The organism is Saccharothrix obliqua, from assembly GCF_019375475.1.
Lineage (GTDB): Bacteria > Actinomycetota > Actinomycetes > Mycobacteriales > Pseudonocardiaceae > Actinosynnema > Actinosynnema obliqua.
Genome location: NZ_JAHXGQ010000006.1, coordinates 366,882 through 380,524, shown reverse-complemented (window position 1 = coordinate 380,524; position 13,643 = coordinate 366,882). Strand labels below are relative to the sequence as shown.

Below are 13,643 nucleotides of genomic sequence, written 5' to 3'. Positions count from 1 at the left end.
GTCCATTCCTGACCGACCGTACTACCCACGAGTAACGTGCGTCTCATGCCGAACCTCGTCGACTCGCTTCCCCCCGGGGTCCTCGCCGGTGCCCTGCGCTTCGTGTTCGGCCTGCCCGCGCCGCTGCGCAGGCTCATCGCGGGTCGGCCGATCACTTTGGACGGTCAGCGCCTGCACCCCGAGGCGCAACTGCTGCTGCGGTTGCAGCGACTCGGCGGCGACGACCCGCGCACCACCACGCCCGCCGCCGACCGGATCGCCATGAGCCGGACGAACGCCCTGGTCGCGGGCCCCGTCGTGGGGAACGTGGCGGTCCGCGCGCTGGACCTGGACGGGGTCCGCGCCCGGTTCTACACGCCACGCGGCCTGCCCGAGGGCTCGCCGCTGCTGGTCTTCTACCACGGCGGCGGCTGGGTGAGCGGCGACCTCGACAGCCACGACAACCTGTGCCGGTACCTGGCCGCCGAGGCGGGCGTGCGGGTGCTGTCCGCGGACTACCGGCTCGCGCCCGAGCACCCGTTCCCGGCGGCGGCGGACGACGCGCGCACGGCGTTCGAGTGGGCCGTGGCGAACGCTTCGGCCCTGCGCATCGACCCGACGCGGATCGCGCTCGGGGGTGACAGCGCGGGCGGCAACCTGGCGGCCGTCACGGCGTTGCACGCGGGCGTCGCGAAACCGGTGTTCCTGCTGTTGTTCTACCCGGCGGTGGACGCCACGGTGCGGCGGCGGTCCCGCGAGCTGTTCGGCGCGGGGTTCTTCCTCACCGACGGCAAGATGGACTGGTTCCTCGACCACTACGCGCCGTCGCCCGAGGTGCACGCCGACCCCCGGCTGTCCGTGCTGCTGGCGGAGGACCTGAGCGGGCTGCCGCCGACCTACCTGGCGACGGCGGGTTTCGACCCGCTGCGGGACGAGGGCGAGGCGTTCGCGGCGAAGCTGGCGGAGCAGGGCGTGCCGGTGGTGCTGCGGCGGCACGAGGGCCTGTTCCACGGGTACGCGAACATCCTCGGCGTCGGCACCGTGTTCCGGGAGGCGGTGGCCGAGGCGGTCGGCGCGCTGCGCACCGGCATCGCCCTGGCGAACGCCCGGCAGGACGTGGCCGAGACCGCGTAGGGCCGCCCCCGCGCGGGGGCGGCCCGAGGTGTCAGCGGGACTGCTGGCCCGCGCCCGCGGCCGGCTCACCCGACCCGGCCACGCCGCCCTCCTGCGCACCCGACCCGGCCACGCCGCCCTCGGCCGCGCCCGGCGTCCCGCCCTGGGCCTCCGGCGTGCCCGTGGCGCCACCCGCCGACGACTCCAGCGACTCGACCGCGCCCGCCAGCCGCCCCGACAGGACCTCCACCTGGTCCTGGGCGGCGAGGCAGCGCTTGATCACGTCCAACGACGTGGCGCCGACCAGGTCCTCCGCCAGCCCCTCCGCGGCGATCGCGGCCGGGTCGGTCGCGGGGGTGTCGTCCAGCACCAGCGCGACGGCCGCGCCGACCTCCGGGTCGCGCACCGCGGCCACGATCCCCGCGCACGCGTCGGACACGACGCGGTCCATGTCGCTCGCGAGCGCGCGCACCTCCTTGATCAGGCCGGCCAACCGGTCGCGCTCCGCCCGCAGCAGCGCCAGGTCCTCGGCGGTCGCCTCCTGGGCCGCGCTCGCGGCCTCGCCCTCGGACGCCCGGCCCTGCTCGTCGCGGGCGGCCTCGGTCTCGGCGATGGCGCCGTCGACCCGCTTCAGCGCGTCCTCCAGCCGGGCCGCGTACTCGTCGACGGCCCCCGGCTCGTAGTCGATCAGCAGCACGGCGGCGGCCGGGTCCTCCTGGCCGATCTTGCGCGCGGCCAGACCCAGTTGGGCGCACGCGTCGTGCGCCTCGCGCACGGCGGGGTGGCTCATCGCACACCGCCCGCGCGCTCGATCTCGACGGCGGACGAGGCGTCCGTCTCGTCGTACGCGTCCGCGTCCTGGTCGATCCGCTCGGCGATGTCGGCCAACCGGGCACGCCGGTCGCGCAGGCGGGACGTGCGCCGCCCGACCGCGTCGTCCAGCACCGCCGCGATGCCCGGCCCCGGTCCCGACGCGCCGAACGCGCCGGCCGGCACCGTCACGGTCGCCAGCACGCCGGCCGCCTCGTCGGTCTCGTCACCCGCCTTGCGGAACCGGTCCGCCGCTCTGCGCATCCGCTCCGTATCCGCGGTGAACGACATCCGCACTCCCCCTTCACTCGACACCCAGGTGGTAGGAACGCCTCTCGGCGACCAGTTCCCGTGCGGCGCGCTGGGCGCTCGTCGCGGCCTCCAGCACCGCCTGCGCCAGCAACTTGGGGTCCACGCGGCCGACCGAGGAGGCGTTCACCGCGACCTCGACCACCTGGGCGGAGGTGTCCACGCCGATCTCCACGAGACCGTGCGCGTCCCGCCGGGTCACCACCCGCCCCGCGAGGTCCTGCTTCAACGCCTCCCGCGCCCGCTGCGCCCGCTCGGCGCGGGCCGCCATGTCCGCCAGACCCACCGCGCGCTCCCCCACGTCACCCGGAACCGGTGAGTTCCACCGTAATCTCGGTGACGTGGACTCGTCGGCAGGTCGGGGATATTGGGTGCGCGCGAGGGTCGGCGACCCGCCGTTCGGCGCAACCGCGCCCGCCGACCGGCCGCCGGTGTGGGTGCGCGTGCCCGACCGCGTGCCCGACCGCGCGCCGCGCCGGCCGGACGCCCACGAGCCGGACGCCGACGAGCCGGAGGCGCGGCAGACGTGGCTGGTCGACTCGTTCGAGATCGTCGCGCCCCGCTACCCCTGGCGGCGCGAATAGCGGAAGGGGGAGAGGTCCGCGTGGGACCTCTCCCCCTTCCGGTGTGGTGGGAGCGCTCGATCAGGCGAACGCGGCGGCGATCTTGTCGCCGGTCTCCTTGTCGATGTTGCGCCAGTATTCGAAGGCCCGCTCCAGGACCGGGGCGGACACGCCGTTGGACAGGTGCGCGACCACGGTCTTCACCAGGCGCGCGCGCTGCTCCTCGGTCATGACCTCGCGCAGCAGCGTGCCGGCCTGGCCGAAGTCGTCGTCCTCGGCGTGCAGCCGGTACGCCGACCGCACGACCTCGTCCTCCACGCCGTACGCGGAGGCCGTCTCACCCGCGGCGGCGGCACTGGCGTGCGGACCGCCGTAGGAGTTGGGCGCGTACACCGGGTCGGACGCGTTGGTGTACCGCATCGCGCCGTCCTTGGAGTACGAGTTCACCGGCGACTTGGGCCGGTTCACCGGCAGCTCGGCGTAGTTCGCGCCGATGCGGTACCGGTGGGCGTCCGGGTAGGAGAAGATGCGGCCGATCAGCATCTTGTCCGGGGACGTGCCGATGCCCGGCACCAGGTTGGTGGGCTCGAACGCGGCCTGCTCGATCTCCGCGAAGTAGTCCGCCGGGTTCCGGTCGAGGACCAGCTTGCCGACGGTGATCAGCGGGTAGTCGGCGTGCGGCCACACCTTGGTCAGGTCGAACGGGTTGAAGCGGTAGTTCGCCGCGTCCGCGTACGGCATGACCTGCACCTTGAGCGTCCACGACGGGAACTCGCCGCGCTCGATGGCGTGCCACAGGTCGGCGCGGTGCGCGTCGGCGTCCTCACCGGCGATGCGGGCGGCCTCTTCCGAGGTCAGCGTCTCGATGCCCTGGTCGCTCTTGAAGTGGTACTTCACCCAGAACTTCTCGCCGGCCGCGTTCTCCCACAGGTAGGTGTGCGAGCCGTAGCCGTTCTGGTGCCGCCAGGTCTTCGGGATGCCCCGGTCGCCCATCAGCCACGTCACCTGGTGCGCGGTCTGCGGCTGCAACGTCCAGAAGTCCCACTGCATGTTGTGGTCGCGGCGGCCGGTGTCGGCGCGGCGCTTCTGGGAGCGGATGAAGTCGGGGAACTTGATCGGGTCGCGCAGGAAGAACACCGGGGTGTTGTTGCCGACCAGGTCGTAGTTGCCCTCGGTGGTGTAGAACTTCAGCGCGAAACCACGCGGGTCGCGCCAGGTGTCGGGCGAGCCCAGCTCACCGGCCACGGTCGAGAAGCGCAGCAGCGTCTCGGTCTTGACGCCCGGCTGGAACAGCGCCGCCTTGGTGTAGCGGCTGATGTCCTCGGTGGTCTCGAAGTAGCCGAAGGCGCCGCCACCCTTGGCGTGCACGACCCGCTCGGGCACGCGCTCGCGGTTGAACTGCGCGTTCTTCTCGATCAGGTAGTGGTCCTGGAGCAGGATCGGGCCGTTCGGGCCCAGGGTCAGCGAGTGGTCGTCGCTGGCCACGGGGATACCCGCGTTGTTCGTGGTGTGACGCGCTTCGGTCACGCTTGTAGCTCCTTCGTAGCGGTGCGGCAGTCGGGGCACAGACCCCAGAAGAGGACCTCGGCCTCGTCCACGGTGAAGCCGCCCGTGGCGGAGGGCTCCAGGCAGGGCGCGGCGCCGTGCACGCAGTCCACGTCCTCGGTACGACCGCACCGCCTGCACACGAGGTGGTGATGGTTGTCACCGATGCGCGTCTCGTAGCGCGCCGGGTGACCGGCGGGCTCGATGCGGCGCAGCAGGCCGGTGCGCGCACATGCGTTCAGCACGTCGTACACGGCCTGGGTGGAAACGGCGCCCAGCCTGGCCCGCACACCCTCCGCGACCTGGTCGGCGGTCGCGTGCGGGTGGTCGGCGAGCCACTCCAGGACGGCCAGCCGGGGCGCGGTGATCCGCAGCCCGGCGTCCTTGAGCAGTTCCCGTGGGGTCATGGCGACACCCACTACACCATGCTTTCTGGAATCAGTCAAGAAAACGAACGGTTAAAGCGCTTGGTCGGCGGTCGCCTGGCCGAGTGAAGATGGCCCGGTGAACCTCGCCCCCTACCGCGCCGTGCTGCGGACACCTCGGCTGCCCTCCCTGATGCTGCTGATGCTCGTCGCGCGGATACCGGCCACGGCGGCGGGCATGACGATCACCATGCACGTGCTGCTCAGCCTGGAGCGCGGTTACGGCGCGGCGGGCCTGGTCGGCGCGATGGCGACCATCGGCATCGCGGTCGGCGCGCCCCTCATGGGCCGCCTCGTGGACCGGCGCGGCCTGCGCGCCATGCTGTTGCTGTCCATGTGCTCGGAGGCGGTGTTCTGGTTCATCGCGCCCGCCCTGCCGTACGAGGTGCTGCTGGTCACCTGCTTCGTGTCCGGCATCGCGGTCATGCCGGTCATGCAGATCGGCCGCCAGATCACCACCGCGCTGGTGCCCGAGGAGAGCAGGCGCACCGCGCTCGCGATGGACTCCATGGCCGTCGAACTCGCGTTCATGGCGGGACCGGCGCTCGGCGTCTTCCTCACCACCCACTGGCACAGCCGGGTCGCGATGTGGGCCATCGGCGCGTCCATGGTGGTGTTCGGATTGGTCCTCTACGCCGTGAACCCGCCGGTGCGTGACGAGTCCGAGCAGGGCCCGCCCGTGCCGCGCGGCGAGTGGCTGACCGGTCGGCTGGTCGGCGTGCTGATCAGCGCGGGCGGCGCGACGTTCGTGCTGTCGGGCGTCGAGGTGTCCGTGGTGGCGAGTATGCGCGGCATGGGGCTCACCGACTGGACGGGCGCGTTGATCGTCGTCATGTGCGTGGCGTCCCTGGTCGGCGGCTTCGTCTACGGCGGGATGACGCGCGTGCCGCCGATCTGGGTGCTGATGGGCGCGATGGGGTTGCTGGCCGTGCCGATCGGGTTGTTCGAGTGGTCGCCGTGGGTGCTGGCGCTCGCGTTGGTGCCGACGAACTTCCTGTGCGCGCCGACCATCGCGGGCACCGGCGAGGCCATCACGCGCCTCACACCCGGCTCGGCCCGCGGCGAGGCGATGGGCCTCCAGGGCTCGGCGTTCACGCTGGGCGCGGCGCTCGGCGCGCCGGTCACCGGTTTCGTCATCGACCACTCCGCGCCCGGCTGGGGCTTCGCGGTCGCGGGCGCCGGCGCGGTGGTGATCGGGCTGGTGTCGATGACGCTCACGGCGCGGACGCCGGCCGTCTCAGCACTTCCGCGATGAACCCGCCCTTGGCCGCGGTGTACGCCTCGCGGTCGTGGGCGAACCGGTCGGCCAGGTCCTGCTTCAACGCCGCGTAGCGGTCGCGCAGTTCCGGTTCGCGGCGCAGCGCGTCCCGGAACGCGAGCTGGTCGTGCCAGCGGTGGTGGCCCGCCCGCAGCACGTGCAGGTGCGCGACCCGGTGCCGGCCGGAGGCGTCCGGCCGCACGAAGAACCGCCGCCAGTCCTGCCCGTCCAGCTCGGGCGGCACGTGCGCCCACCCGTCGTCGACCAGTGCGCCCACCACCGCGGACCGGTCGGACACGGAGGCCATCAGGTCCAGCACGGGCTTGGCCGCGAGACCCGGCACGGACGTCGACCCGATGTGCTCCACGCCGGCCACGAGCCACGGCGCGAGCACCACCACCAGCCGCGTCCGGACGGCCTCGGCGCGCTCCGCCCACCGCGCGTCGTAAGGCCGCAGCACGACCTCTTCGTGCGCCCACGCGGGATCCACGTCCGCCTCCCGGACGAAAAGGGGCGGGGTGGCCGCACCACCCCGCCCCGCCCTCACAGCCGGTTCGCCAGCTCCTCGGCGATCTCGTACGTGTTGAGCGCCGCGCCCTTGCGGAGGTTGTCCCCGCACACGAAGAAGTCCAGCGTGTTCGGGAAGTCGAGCGCCTGGCGCACCCGGCCGACGTAGGTCGGGTCCTCGCCCACCACGTCCGCCGGCGTCGGGAACTCCAACGCCGTCGGGTCGTCGACCAGCACGATGGTCGGCTGCGCGCCGAACACCTCGTGCGCCCGCTCCACGGTGATCTCGCGCTCGAACGTGGCGTGCACCGCGAGCGAGTGCGTCGTCACGACCGGCACCCGGACGCACGTCGCGGACACCTTCAGGTCCGGGATGCCCAGGATCTTGCGGGACTCGTTGCGGACCTTCAGCTCCTCGCTGGTCCAGCCGTCGTCCTTGAGCGAACCGGCCCACGGCACCACGTTCAACGCCAGCGGCGCGGGGAACGGGGAGTCCGCGACCGGCAGGCCGGCCGCCTCCAGCGCCTCGCGGACGTCGCCCGCGCGCACCCCGACCTGCTTGCCCGCCAACGCCTCCAGCTCGCCGTACAGGCGGTCGATGGCGGCCTGACCGCCACCCGACGCCGCCTGGTACGACGCCACGACCAGCTCGCGCAGCCCGAACTCCCGGTGCAGCGCGCCCAACGCCGCCATCATGGACAGCGTCGTGCAGTTCGGGTTGGCGATGATGCCCTTGGGCCGCGTGGCGATGGCGTCGGCGTTCACCTCGGGCACCACCAGCGGCACCTCCGGGTCCATCCGGAACGCGCCCGAGTTGTCCACCGCCACCGCGCCGCGCTCGGCGGCGATCGGCGCCCATTGCGCGGACACCTCGTCCGGCACGTCGAACATCGCGATGTCGACGCCGTCGAACGCCTCCGGCGAGAGCGCGACGACGGTCAGCTCCTCGCCGCGCACGGTGATCTTCTTGCCCGCCGAGCGGGGCGAGGCGATCAGGCGGATCTCGCCCCACGGCACGGACGGCCGGTCGTTGATGATGCCGATCATCACGGTGCCCACGGCGCCGGTCGCGCCCACGAGGGCCAGCACGGGGGCGCTCATCGACCGCTCCCCGCGTACACCACGGCCTCTTCGTCGCCACCCAGCTCGAACGCGTCGTGCAGGGCGCGCACCGCGTCGTCGAGCTGGGTGTCGCGGCAGATCACCGAGATCCGGATCTCCGAGGTGGAGATGATCTCGATGTTCACCCCCGCCGAGGCCAGCGCCTCGCAGAAGGTGGCCGTCACGCCGGGGTGCGAGCGCATCCCCGCGCCGACCAGGGACACCTTGCCCACGTGGTCGTCGTAGAGCACCTGCTCGAACCCGATCTCCTCACGCGCCCGCTCCAGCACCGCGACCGCGCGCGGGCCGTCGTCCTTGGGCAGCGTGAACGTCACGTCGGTGCGGCCGGACACGGCCTGCGAGACGTTCTGCACGACCATGTCGATGTCGAGTTCCGCCTCGGCCACCACCCGGAAGATCCGGGCCGCCACGCCGGGGTGGTCGGGCACCGCCGTCACGGTGACCTTGGCCTCGGACCGGTCGTGCGCGACGCCGGTGATCATCGCCTGTTCCACGGGAAGGTCCTCCACTGACCCGGACACGATGGTCCCGGGCTTGTTGCTGAACGAAGATCGGACGTGCACGGGGACGCCGTATCGGCGGGCGTACTCGACGCAGCGGAGCATGAGCACCTTCGCGCCGCTCGCCGCCATCTCCAGCATCTCCTCGTACGTGATGCTCTTCAGGCGCCGTGCGTTCGGGACGATGCGCGGGTCGGCGGTGAACACGCCGTCCACGTCGGTGTAGATCTCGCACACGTCGGCCTTGAGCGCCGCCGCCAACGCCACCGCGGTGGTGTCGGTGCCGCCCCGGCCGAGCGTGGTGATCTCCTTGCTGTCCTGGCTCACGCCCTGGAAGCCCGCGACGATCGCGATCGCGCCGTCGTCCAGCGCGTCCTGGATGCGGCTCGGCGTCACGTCGATGATGCGTGCCTTGCCGTGCACGGACGTGGTGAGCACGCCCGCCTGCGAACCGGTGTACGACCGCGCCTGCGCGCCCAGCGAGTGGATGGCCATCGCCAGCAGGGACATGGAGATGCGCTCGCCGGAGGTGAGCAGCATGTCCATCTCGCGGGCGGGCGGCACCGGGGACACCTGGCGCGCGAGGTCGAGCAGTTCGTCGGTGGTGTCGCCCATCGCGGACACGGCGACCACGACGTCGTTGCCCGCTTTGCGGGTGGCGACGATCCGCTCCGCCACCCGTTTGATCCGCTCGGCGCTCTCGACTGAGGAACCACCGTACTTCTGGACGACGAGCGCCACAGAACCTCTCCCTCCGAGCCGACGCGTTGAGCGGGAAACCCCAGCTTGGGGGCAGAGTACCCGGATCGGGGAGCGGACTGCGGCCACCGTGACGGGCACTACCCTCGTCGTCGTGTCGACCGCGGAAGCCGTGCACGTGGACCCGGAAGACCCGCCGCACGCGGCGCGGGAGCGGCTGGCGCGCGCGGTCAGACACCGGGTGGTGCTCGCCGCCGCGCCCGCCGTGCTCTACCTCGTGGTGCGCGAGGTGGGGCTGTTCGTGCTCGTGCTGATGGCCGGCCGGTGGGACAAGGACGTCTCGCGCGCGCTCACCTCGTGGGACGGCCAGTGGTTCCTGGGCATCGCCGCGGGTGGTTACGACGACGTGCCGCGCGGGTTGGTCGACGCGTTTTCCCGGCGCACCGCCGAGACGCCGCTCGCGTTCTTCCCCGGTTACCCGGCGCTGGTGCGCTGGGCGGACGGCCTGCCCGGCGTGACGGTGGTCGGCGCGGCGTTCGCGGTGTCCCTGGTGAGCGGCGTGGTGTGCGCGTACGGGCTGCACCGGCTGGGCCGCGCCGTGTTCGGCGGTTCCCGGCGGGCGGGTCTGGTGCTGGTGGTGTTGTTCGCCGCGTCGCCGATGGCGGTCGTGCTGTCGATGACGTACTCGGAGGCCACGTTCTGCGCGTTCGCGGCGTGGGCGCTGGTCGGCGTGCTGGAACGGCGGTGGCTGCTCGCGGGGCTGTGCTGCGCGGCGGCCGGGCTGGTGCGGCCGACGGCGGCGGCGCTGGTGCTCGCCGTGTGCGCGGCGGCGGTGGTGGCGGTCGTGCGGCGGGAGGACGGGTGGCGGCCGTGGGCGGGTGCCGCGGTCGCGCCGCTGGGCCTGCTCGGCTACCTCGGGTACGTGGCGGTGCGCACCGGGCAGTGGGACGGGTGGTTCGCCGTGCAGCAACGCGGTTGGGACTCCCGGTTCGACGGCGGCGCGGCCACCTGGAAGTTCGCGTTGCTCGTGCTGGGCGACCCGCGGTCGGTGCTGGAGCTGGCCACGGTGTGGTTCCTGGTGGTGGCGATCGCGCTGGTCGTGCTGGGCCTGCGGCGCGGCCTGGAGTGGCCGCTGGTGCTGTACGGCGCGGGCGTGCTGGTGATGGACCTCGGCTCGAACGGCCTGATGAACTCCAAGGCGCGGTTGCTGCTGCCCGCGTTCACGCTGCTGATACCGCCCGCCCTGGCACTGGCCCGGCGGCGGACGTCCACGGCGGTGGCCGTGTTGTGCGGTGCGGTGCTTTTCAGCGCGTGGTTCGGCGCGTACGCCATCACGGCTTGGCAGTATGCGATCTGATGGAACTCCACCCGCTCATCGCCAACCGCCGGAGCCCGCGCGCGTTCGACCCGGACGCCGCCCTCGCCCCGGACGTCCTCGAAGCGCTGTTCGAAGCCGCCCGCTGGGCCGCCTCGCACGGCAACACCCAACCCGCCCGGTTCGTCGTCGGCCTGCGTGGCGACGACACGTTCCAGCGCGTCTTCGACGTGCTGCGGCCCGGCAACCAGACGTGGGCGGTCCGCGCGTCCGCCCTCGTGCTGGCGGCCCGTGCGACCACCGACGACCGCGGCCCGATACCCAACACCGAGTTCGGCCTGGGACTGGCCGTGCAGAACCTCGTCCTCCAGGCCGAGCACCTGGGCCTGATCACCCACCAGATGGGCGGTTTCGACCACGACGCCGCCGCGCGGGCGTTCGGGCTGCCCGCCGACGTCGTGCCGGTCGTGGTCGTGGCCGTCGGCGTTCCGGGCGACGTCGGCCTGCTGCCACCGGACCTCCAGGCCCGCGAACACGCGCCCCGCGTCCGCAAACCGCTCAGCGAGACCGTGTTCACCGGCGCCTGGGGCAACCCGCTGCTGCCCGAGAGCTGACCTGCCAACGGCCTCGCGGTCCCGCCGCGAGGCCACCGGCAGGGGCTGGAAGCTGCCCTCAAGCCGAAGCACGACCCGGACCGCTCCCGCCGGCGCGGCGAAGAGGGAGGCCGGGCAGAACGCTAATTTTCAGGCAGGCTCCCTGAAAGTTAGCCACCCGGTATCTATCAGGCAGGCTCCCTGAAAGTTTCGGGGCGGCGACACCTCCCGGGACCGCCCCCGCGGGCGCGGGGTGGCCGGGCGATGCAGGAGGCGAGCGCGGGGAGGACCGCGGCCGGGCCGGGCCTAACTATCAGGCAGGCTCCCTGAAAGATAGCTACCCGGTATCTATCAGGCAGGCTCCCTGAAAGTTTCGAGGCGGCGGCACCTTTCGGGACCGCCCCGCAGACCGCGACCACCCCGCAGGCCGGGACCGCCCCGCGGGCGCGGGGAAGACGGCGGCCAGCGGTTCACTCGCCTGCCGCGTGCTCGTCGGTCAGCCCGTGCCCGCACCGCGACCCAAAGACGAAGCACCCCACCTGAGGACACGCCCTGGCTGAGGACAGGGCCTAGCGCGCGACCACGCGGGCCAGCACGCTGGTGACGACCAGCCAGAAGACCGCCGCCAGGCCGTAGTTGACGATGACGTCGAGGTTGGCGTTGCCGAACTGGAACAGGCCGGGGAAGAACAGCGCCAGCGGCTCCGCGAGCTGCTGGATGAAGCGGAAGAACGCGTTCGCCTGGTTCGCACCGAAGAGGATCATGAGGATGTACAGCACCTCGATGACCGCGAACACGGCACCGACGCCGCTGATCACCCGGGCAGCGGTGAAGCTGCCACTGCGCGTTGAGGTTCGCCATCTGGACATGGCAGAGGCATAACCGAGCCACGGAAGAGTGAAACTCGACCGGGTGAAGTTCCACCATCTGGGCGTGTGGTTACGCCTCCGAGCGCAAAGCGGTTAACCTGTCGCCGTGGCACGTGCCCTCCTGCTTCGCCGCCGTGACGGGGTCTGACCAGACCGGCCCCCCGTCGCGGCATCGAGCGTTGCCGCCGGTCGTCACCTCTCGGCCAGCAGGAGCACCCCAGCCATGACGACCTCTCCCGACGCGTACACCTCCGGTTCCGGCCGCATCCGCCAGCCGGCCCGGCCCGCGCCCGCCGACCAGCCCGCCTGGAACCCCCAGCGGGGCACGTCGATGCCCGTCCACCGCTACCGCCCGTTCCACGAGGTGGTGGAGGCCGTGGACCTGCCCGACCGCACGTGGCCGGACAAGCGCATCACGAAGGCGCCGCTCTGGTGCGCGGTGGACCTGCGTGACGGCAACCAGGCCCTGATCGACCCCATGTCGCCCGCGCGCAAGCGGAAGATGTTCGACCTGCTGGTCCGCATGGGCTACAAGGAGATCGAGGTCGGCTTCCCGGCCGCGTCGCAGACCGACTTCGACTTCGTCCGGGAGATCATCGAGGACGGCGCGATCCCGCCGGACGTCACGATCCAGGTGCTCACCCAGTGCCGCCCCGAGCTGATCGAGCGCACCTACGAGGCACTGCGCGGCGTGCACCGGGCGATCGTGCACTTCTACAACTCGACGTCGGTCCTGCAACGCCGCGTGGTGTTCAAGGCCGACCGCGAGCGCATCAAGCAGATCGCCACGGACGCCGCCCGGTTCGCGCTGGAGCAGGCACGCGCGTACCCGGAGACGGACTTCCGCTACGAATACTCCCCCGAGTCCTACACCGGCACCGAGCTGTCGTACGCGCTGGAGGTGTGCGACGCGGTCTCGGAGATCATCGCGCCGACGCCCGACAAGCCGATGATCGTGAACCTGCCGGCGACGGTCGAGATGGCCACGCCCAACGTGTACGCCGACTCGATCGAGTGGATGTCGCGCAACCTGGCCCGCCGGGACTCGATCATCCTGTCCCTGCACCCGCACAACGACCGCGGCACCGGCGTGGCCGCCGCCGAGCTGGGCTACCTGGCGGGCGCGGACCGCATCGAGGGCTGCCTGTTCGGCAACGGCGAGCGGACCGGCAACGTGTGCCTGGTCACGCTGGCGATGAACATGTTCAGCCAGGGCGTCGACCCGCAGATCGACTTCTCCGACATCGACGAGATCCGCCGCACCGTCGAATACTGCAACCAGCTCCCGGTGGGCGAGCGCCACCCGTACGGCGGCGACCTGGTGTTCACCGCGTTCTCCGGTTCCCACCAGGACGCCATCAAGAAGGGCTTCGAGGCGCTGGAGGAGGCGGCGAAGGAAGCGGGCCGGCACGTGGACGAGTTCCCGTGGGAGGTCCCGTACCTGCCGATCGACCCGAAGGACGTCGGCCGCAACTACGAGGCCGTGATCCGGGTGAACTCGCAGTCCGGCAAAGGCGGCGTGGCGTACCTGATGAAGACCGAGCACCACCTGGACCTGCCGCGCCGGCTCCAGGTCGAGTTCTCGCGGGTCATCCAGGAGGTCACCGACGCGCACGGCGGCGAGGTCTCCCCGAAGGACATGTGGGACGCGTTCGCGACCGAGTACCTGGACCCCACCGCGCCGCTGAAGCTGGTGCGGCAGAAGGTGTCCGCGGACGGCGGCGGCCACGAGAAGATCACCGCGGTGGTGGTCGTGGACGGCGAGGCGCAGGAGATCACCGGCACCGGCAACGGCCCGATCGCCGCGTTCGTGGACGCGCTGGCCGCGGTCGGCTACGACGTGCGGGTGCTGGACTACTCCGAGCACGCCCTGTCGTCGGGTGACGACGCCCGCGCGGCGGCCTACCTGGAGTGCGCGGTGGGCGACCGGGTGCTGTGGGGCGTGGGCATCGACTCGTCCACGGTGTCGGCGTCGCTGCGCGCGGTCGTGTCGGCGCTGAACCGGGCGCACCGCTGAACCGGGGCCGGGCGCGGCA

General features: G+C 72.1%; 15 protein-coding genes. 6 read left to right on the top strand and 9 right to left on the bottom strand.

Annotated elements, in window-relative coordinates:
- Positions 1-45: 45 nt before the first annotated feature.
- Entirely contained in the window at positions 46-1,113 is a 1,068-nt protein-coding gene (locus tag KZQ38_RS21355; RefSeq protein ID WP_219443892.1) for an alpha/beta hydrolase, read from the top strand.
- Between the two features lie 31 nt (positions 1,114-1,144).
- Here KZQ38_RS21355 and KZQ38_RS21350 read toward each other — a convergent pair whose 3' ends face one another.
- Genes KZQ38_RS21350 through KZQ38_RS21340 form a run of 3 tightly spaced genes read right to left on the bottom strand, consistent with a single transcriptional unit; the run spans position 1,145 to position 2,497 of the window.
- On the bottom strand, positions 1,145-1,882 hold the full coding sequence (locus KZQ38_RS21350; protein WP_219443891.1) for a hypothetical protein: 738 nt from the start codon (positions 1,880-1,882) through the stop codon (positions 1,145-1,147).
- Positions 1,879-2,193 carry a DUF2563 family protein gene (locus KZQ38_RS21345; protein WP_219443890.1) on the bottom strand — a complete coding sequence of 105 codons (315 nt, stop codon included), beginning with the start codon at positions 2,191-2,193 and terminating at the stop codon, positions 1,879-1,881. Before KZQ38_RS21345 ends, KZQ38_RS21350 begins: the two co-directional genes overlap by 4 nt.
- A gap of 13 nt (positions 2,194-2,206) precedes the next feature.
- Positions 2,207-2,497: a YbaB/EbfC family nucleoid-associated protein gene (locus tag KZQ38_RS21340; RefSeq protein WP_219443889.1), complete on the bottom strand. Its 291-nt coding sequence runs from the start codon at positions 2,495-2,497 to the stop codon at positions 2,207-2,209.
- Positions 2,498-2,582: 85 nt separating this feature from the next.
- Between KZQ38_RS21340 and KZQ38_RS21335 the strand changes: the two genes are divergently transcribed.
- Entirely contained in the window at positions 2,583-2,795 is a 213-nt protein-coding gene (locus KZQ38_RS21335; RefSeq protein WP_219443888.1) for a hypothetical protein, read from the top strand.
- A gap of 60 nt (positions 2,796-2,855) precedes the next feature.
- Here the strand turns inward: KZQ38_RS21335 and KZQ38_RS21330 are convergent, their stop codons facing one another.
- A complete protein-coding gene (locus tag KZQ38_RS21330; protein ID WP_219443887.1) occupies positions 2,856-4,301 on the bottom strand; it encodes a catalase in 1,446 nt (481 codons plus the stop codon).
- Positions 4,298-4,726, bottom strand: a complete 429-nt coding sequence (locus KZQ38_RS21325) for a Fur family transcriptional regulator (RefSeq protein WP_219443886.1) — start codon at positions 4,724-4,726, stop codon at positions 4,298-4,300. Before KZQ38_RS21325 ends, KZQ38_RS21330 begins: the two co-directional genes overlap by 4 nt.
- A 97-nt stretch (positions 4,727-4,823) precedes the next feature.
- Here KZQ38_RS21325 and KZQ38_RS21320 point away from each other — a divergent pair, with 97 nt between their 5' ends.
- Positions 4,824-5,999, top strand: a complete 1,176-nt coding sequence (locus tag KZQ38_RS21320) for an MFS transporter (protein WP_219443885.1) — start codon at positions 4,824-4,826, stop codon at positions 5,997-5,999.
- Here the strand turns inward: KZQ38_RS21320 and KZQ38_RS21315 are convergent.
- The 3 genes from KZQ38_RS21315 to KZQ38_RS21305 are packed head-to-tail and all read right to left on the bottom strand — an operon-like array spanning position 5,959 to position 8,872.
- Positions 5,959-6,492 (bottom strand): GrpB family protein, encoded by a 534-nt coding sequence (locus tag KZQ38_RS21315; protein WP_219443884.1) that lies wholly within the window; start codon positions 6,490-6,492, stop codon positions 5,959-5,961. The genes KZQ38_RS21320 and KZQ38_RS21315 overlap by 41 nt on opposite strands.
- Positions 6,493-6,545: 53 nt before the next feature.
- Positions 6,546-7,610, bottom strand: coding sequence for an aspartate-semialdehyde dehydrogenase (locus KZQ38_RS21310; RefSeq protein ID WP_219443883.1), 1,065 nt, complete (start codon positions 7,608-7,610; stop codon positions 6,546-6,548).
- Complete coding sequence (locus tag KZQ38_RS21305) at positions 7,607-8,872, bottom strand: aspartate kinase (RefSeq protein WP_219443882.1); 1,266 nt, start codon at positions 8,870-8,872, stop codon at positions 7,607-7,609. Before KZQ38_RS21305 ends, KZQ38_RS21310 begins: the two co-directional genes overlap by 4 nt.
- Before the next feature lie 112 nt (positions 8,873-8,984).
- Between KZQ38_RS21305 and KZQ38_RS21300 the strand changes: the two genes are divergently transcribed.
- Both KZQ38_RS21300 and KZQ38_RS21295 read left to right on the top strand, forming a co-directional pair.
- Positions 8,985-10,187: a glycosyltransferase family protein gene (locus KZQ38_RS21300; protein WP_308258511.1), complete on the top strand. Its 1,203-nt coding sequence runs from the start codon at positions 8,985-8,987 to the stop codon at positions 10,185-10,187.
- Positions 10,187-10,759 carry a nitroreductase family protein gene (locus KZQ38_RS21295; protein ID WP_219443880.1) on the top strand — a complete coding sequence of 191 codons (573 nt, stop codon included), beginning with the start codon at positions 10,187-10,189 and terminating at the stop codon, positions 10,757-10,759. The genes KZQ38_RS21300 and KZQ38_RS21295 overlap by 1 nt, the downstream gene beginning before the upstream one ends.
- A gap of 548 nt (positions 10,760-11,307) precedes the next feature.
- Here the strand turns inward: KZQ38_RS21295 and KZQ38_RS21290 are convergent.
- Positions 11,308-11,607, bottom strand: a complete 300-nt coding sequence (locus KZQ38_RS21290) for a hypothetical protein (protein ID WP_219443879.1) — start codon at positions 11,605-11,607, stop codon at positions 11,308-11,310.
- Positions 11,608-11,830: 223 nt separating this feature from the next.
- On the opposite strand from KZQ38_RS21290, the gene leuA reads away from it, so the two are divergent.
- Entirely contained in the window at positions 11,831-13,624 is a 1,794-nt protein-coding gene (leuA, locus tag KZQ38_RS21285; protein ID WP_219443878.1) for a 2-isopropylmalate synthase, read from the top strand.
- The last annotated feature ends 19 nt before the right edge of the window (positions 13,625-13,643 follow it).

What these genes read in the sequence shown, in the direction of transcription:
- KZQ38_RS21350 (WP_219443891.1), bottom strand. Translation starts at nt 1,882, where the DNA reads ATGAGCCACCCCGCCGTGCGCGAGGCGCACGACGCGTGCGCCCAACTG.
- leuA (WP_219443878.1), top strand. Translation starts at nt 11,831, where the DNA reads ATGACGACCTCTCCCGACGCGTACACCTCCGGTTCCGGCCGCATCCGC.
- KZQ38_RS21355 (WP_219443892.1), top strand. Translation starts at nt 46, where the DNA reads ATGCCGAACCTCGTCGACTCGCTTCCCCCCGGGGTCCTCGCCGGTGCC.
- KZQ38_RS21325 (WP_219443886.1), bottom strand. Translation starts at nt 4,726, where the DNA reads ATGACCCCACGGGAACTGCTCAAGGACGCCGGGCTGCGGATCACCGCG.
- KZQ38_RS21345 (WP_219443890.1), bottom strand. Translation starts at nt 2,193, where the DNA reads ATGTCGTTCACCGCGGATACGGAGCGGATGCGCAGAGCGGCGGACCGG.
- KZQ38_RS21295 (WP_219443880.1), top strand. Translation starts at nt 10,187, where the DNA reads ATGGAACTCCACCCGCTCATCGCCAACCGCCGGAGCCCGCGCGCGTTC.
- KZQ38_RS21310 (WP_219443883.1), bottom strand. Translation starts at nt 7,610, where the DNA reads ATGAGCGCCCCCGTGCTGGCCCTCGTGGGCGCGACCGGCGCCGTGGGC.
- KZQ38_RS21290 (WP_219443879.1), bottom strand. Translation starts at nt 11,607, where the DNA reads ATGTCCAGATGGCGAACCTCAACGCGCAGTGGCAGCTTCACCGCTGCC.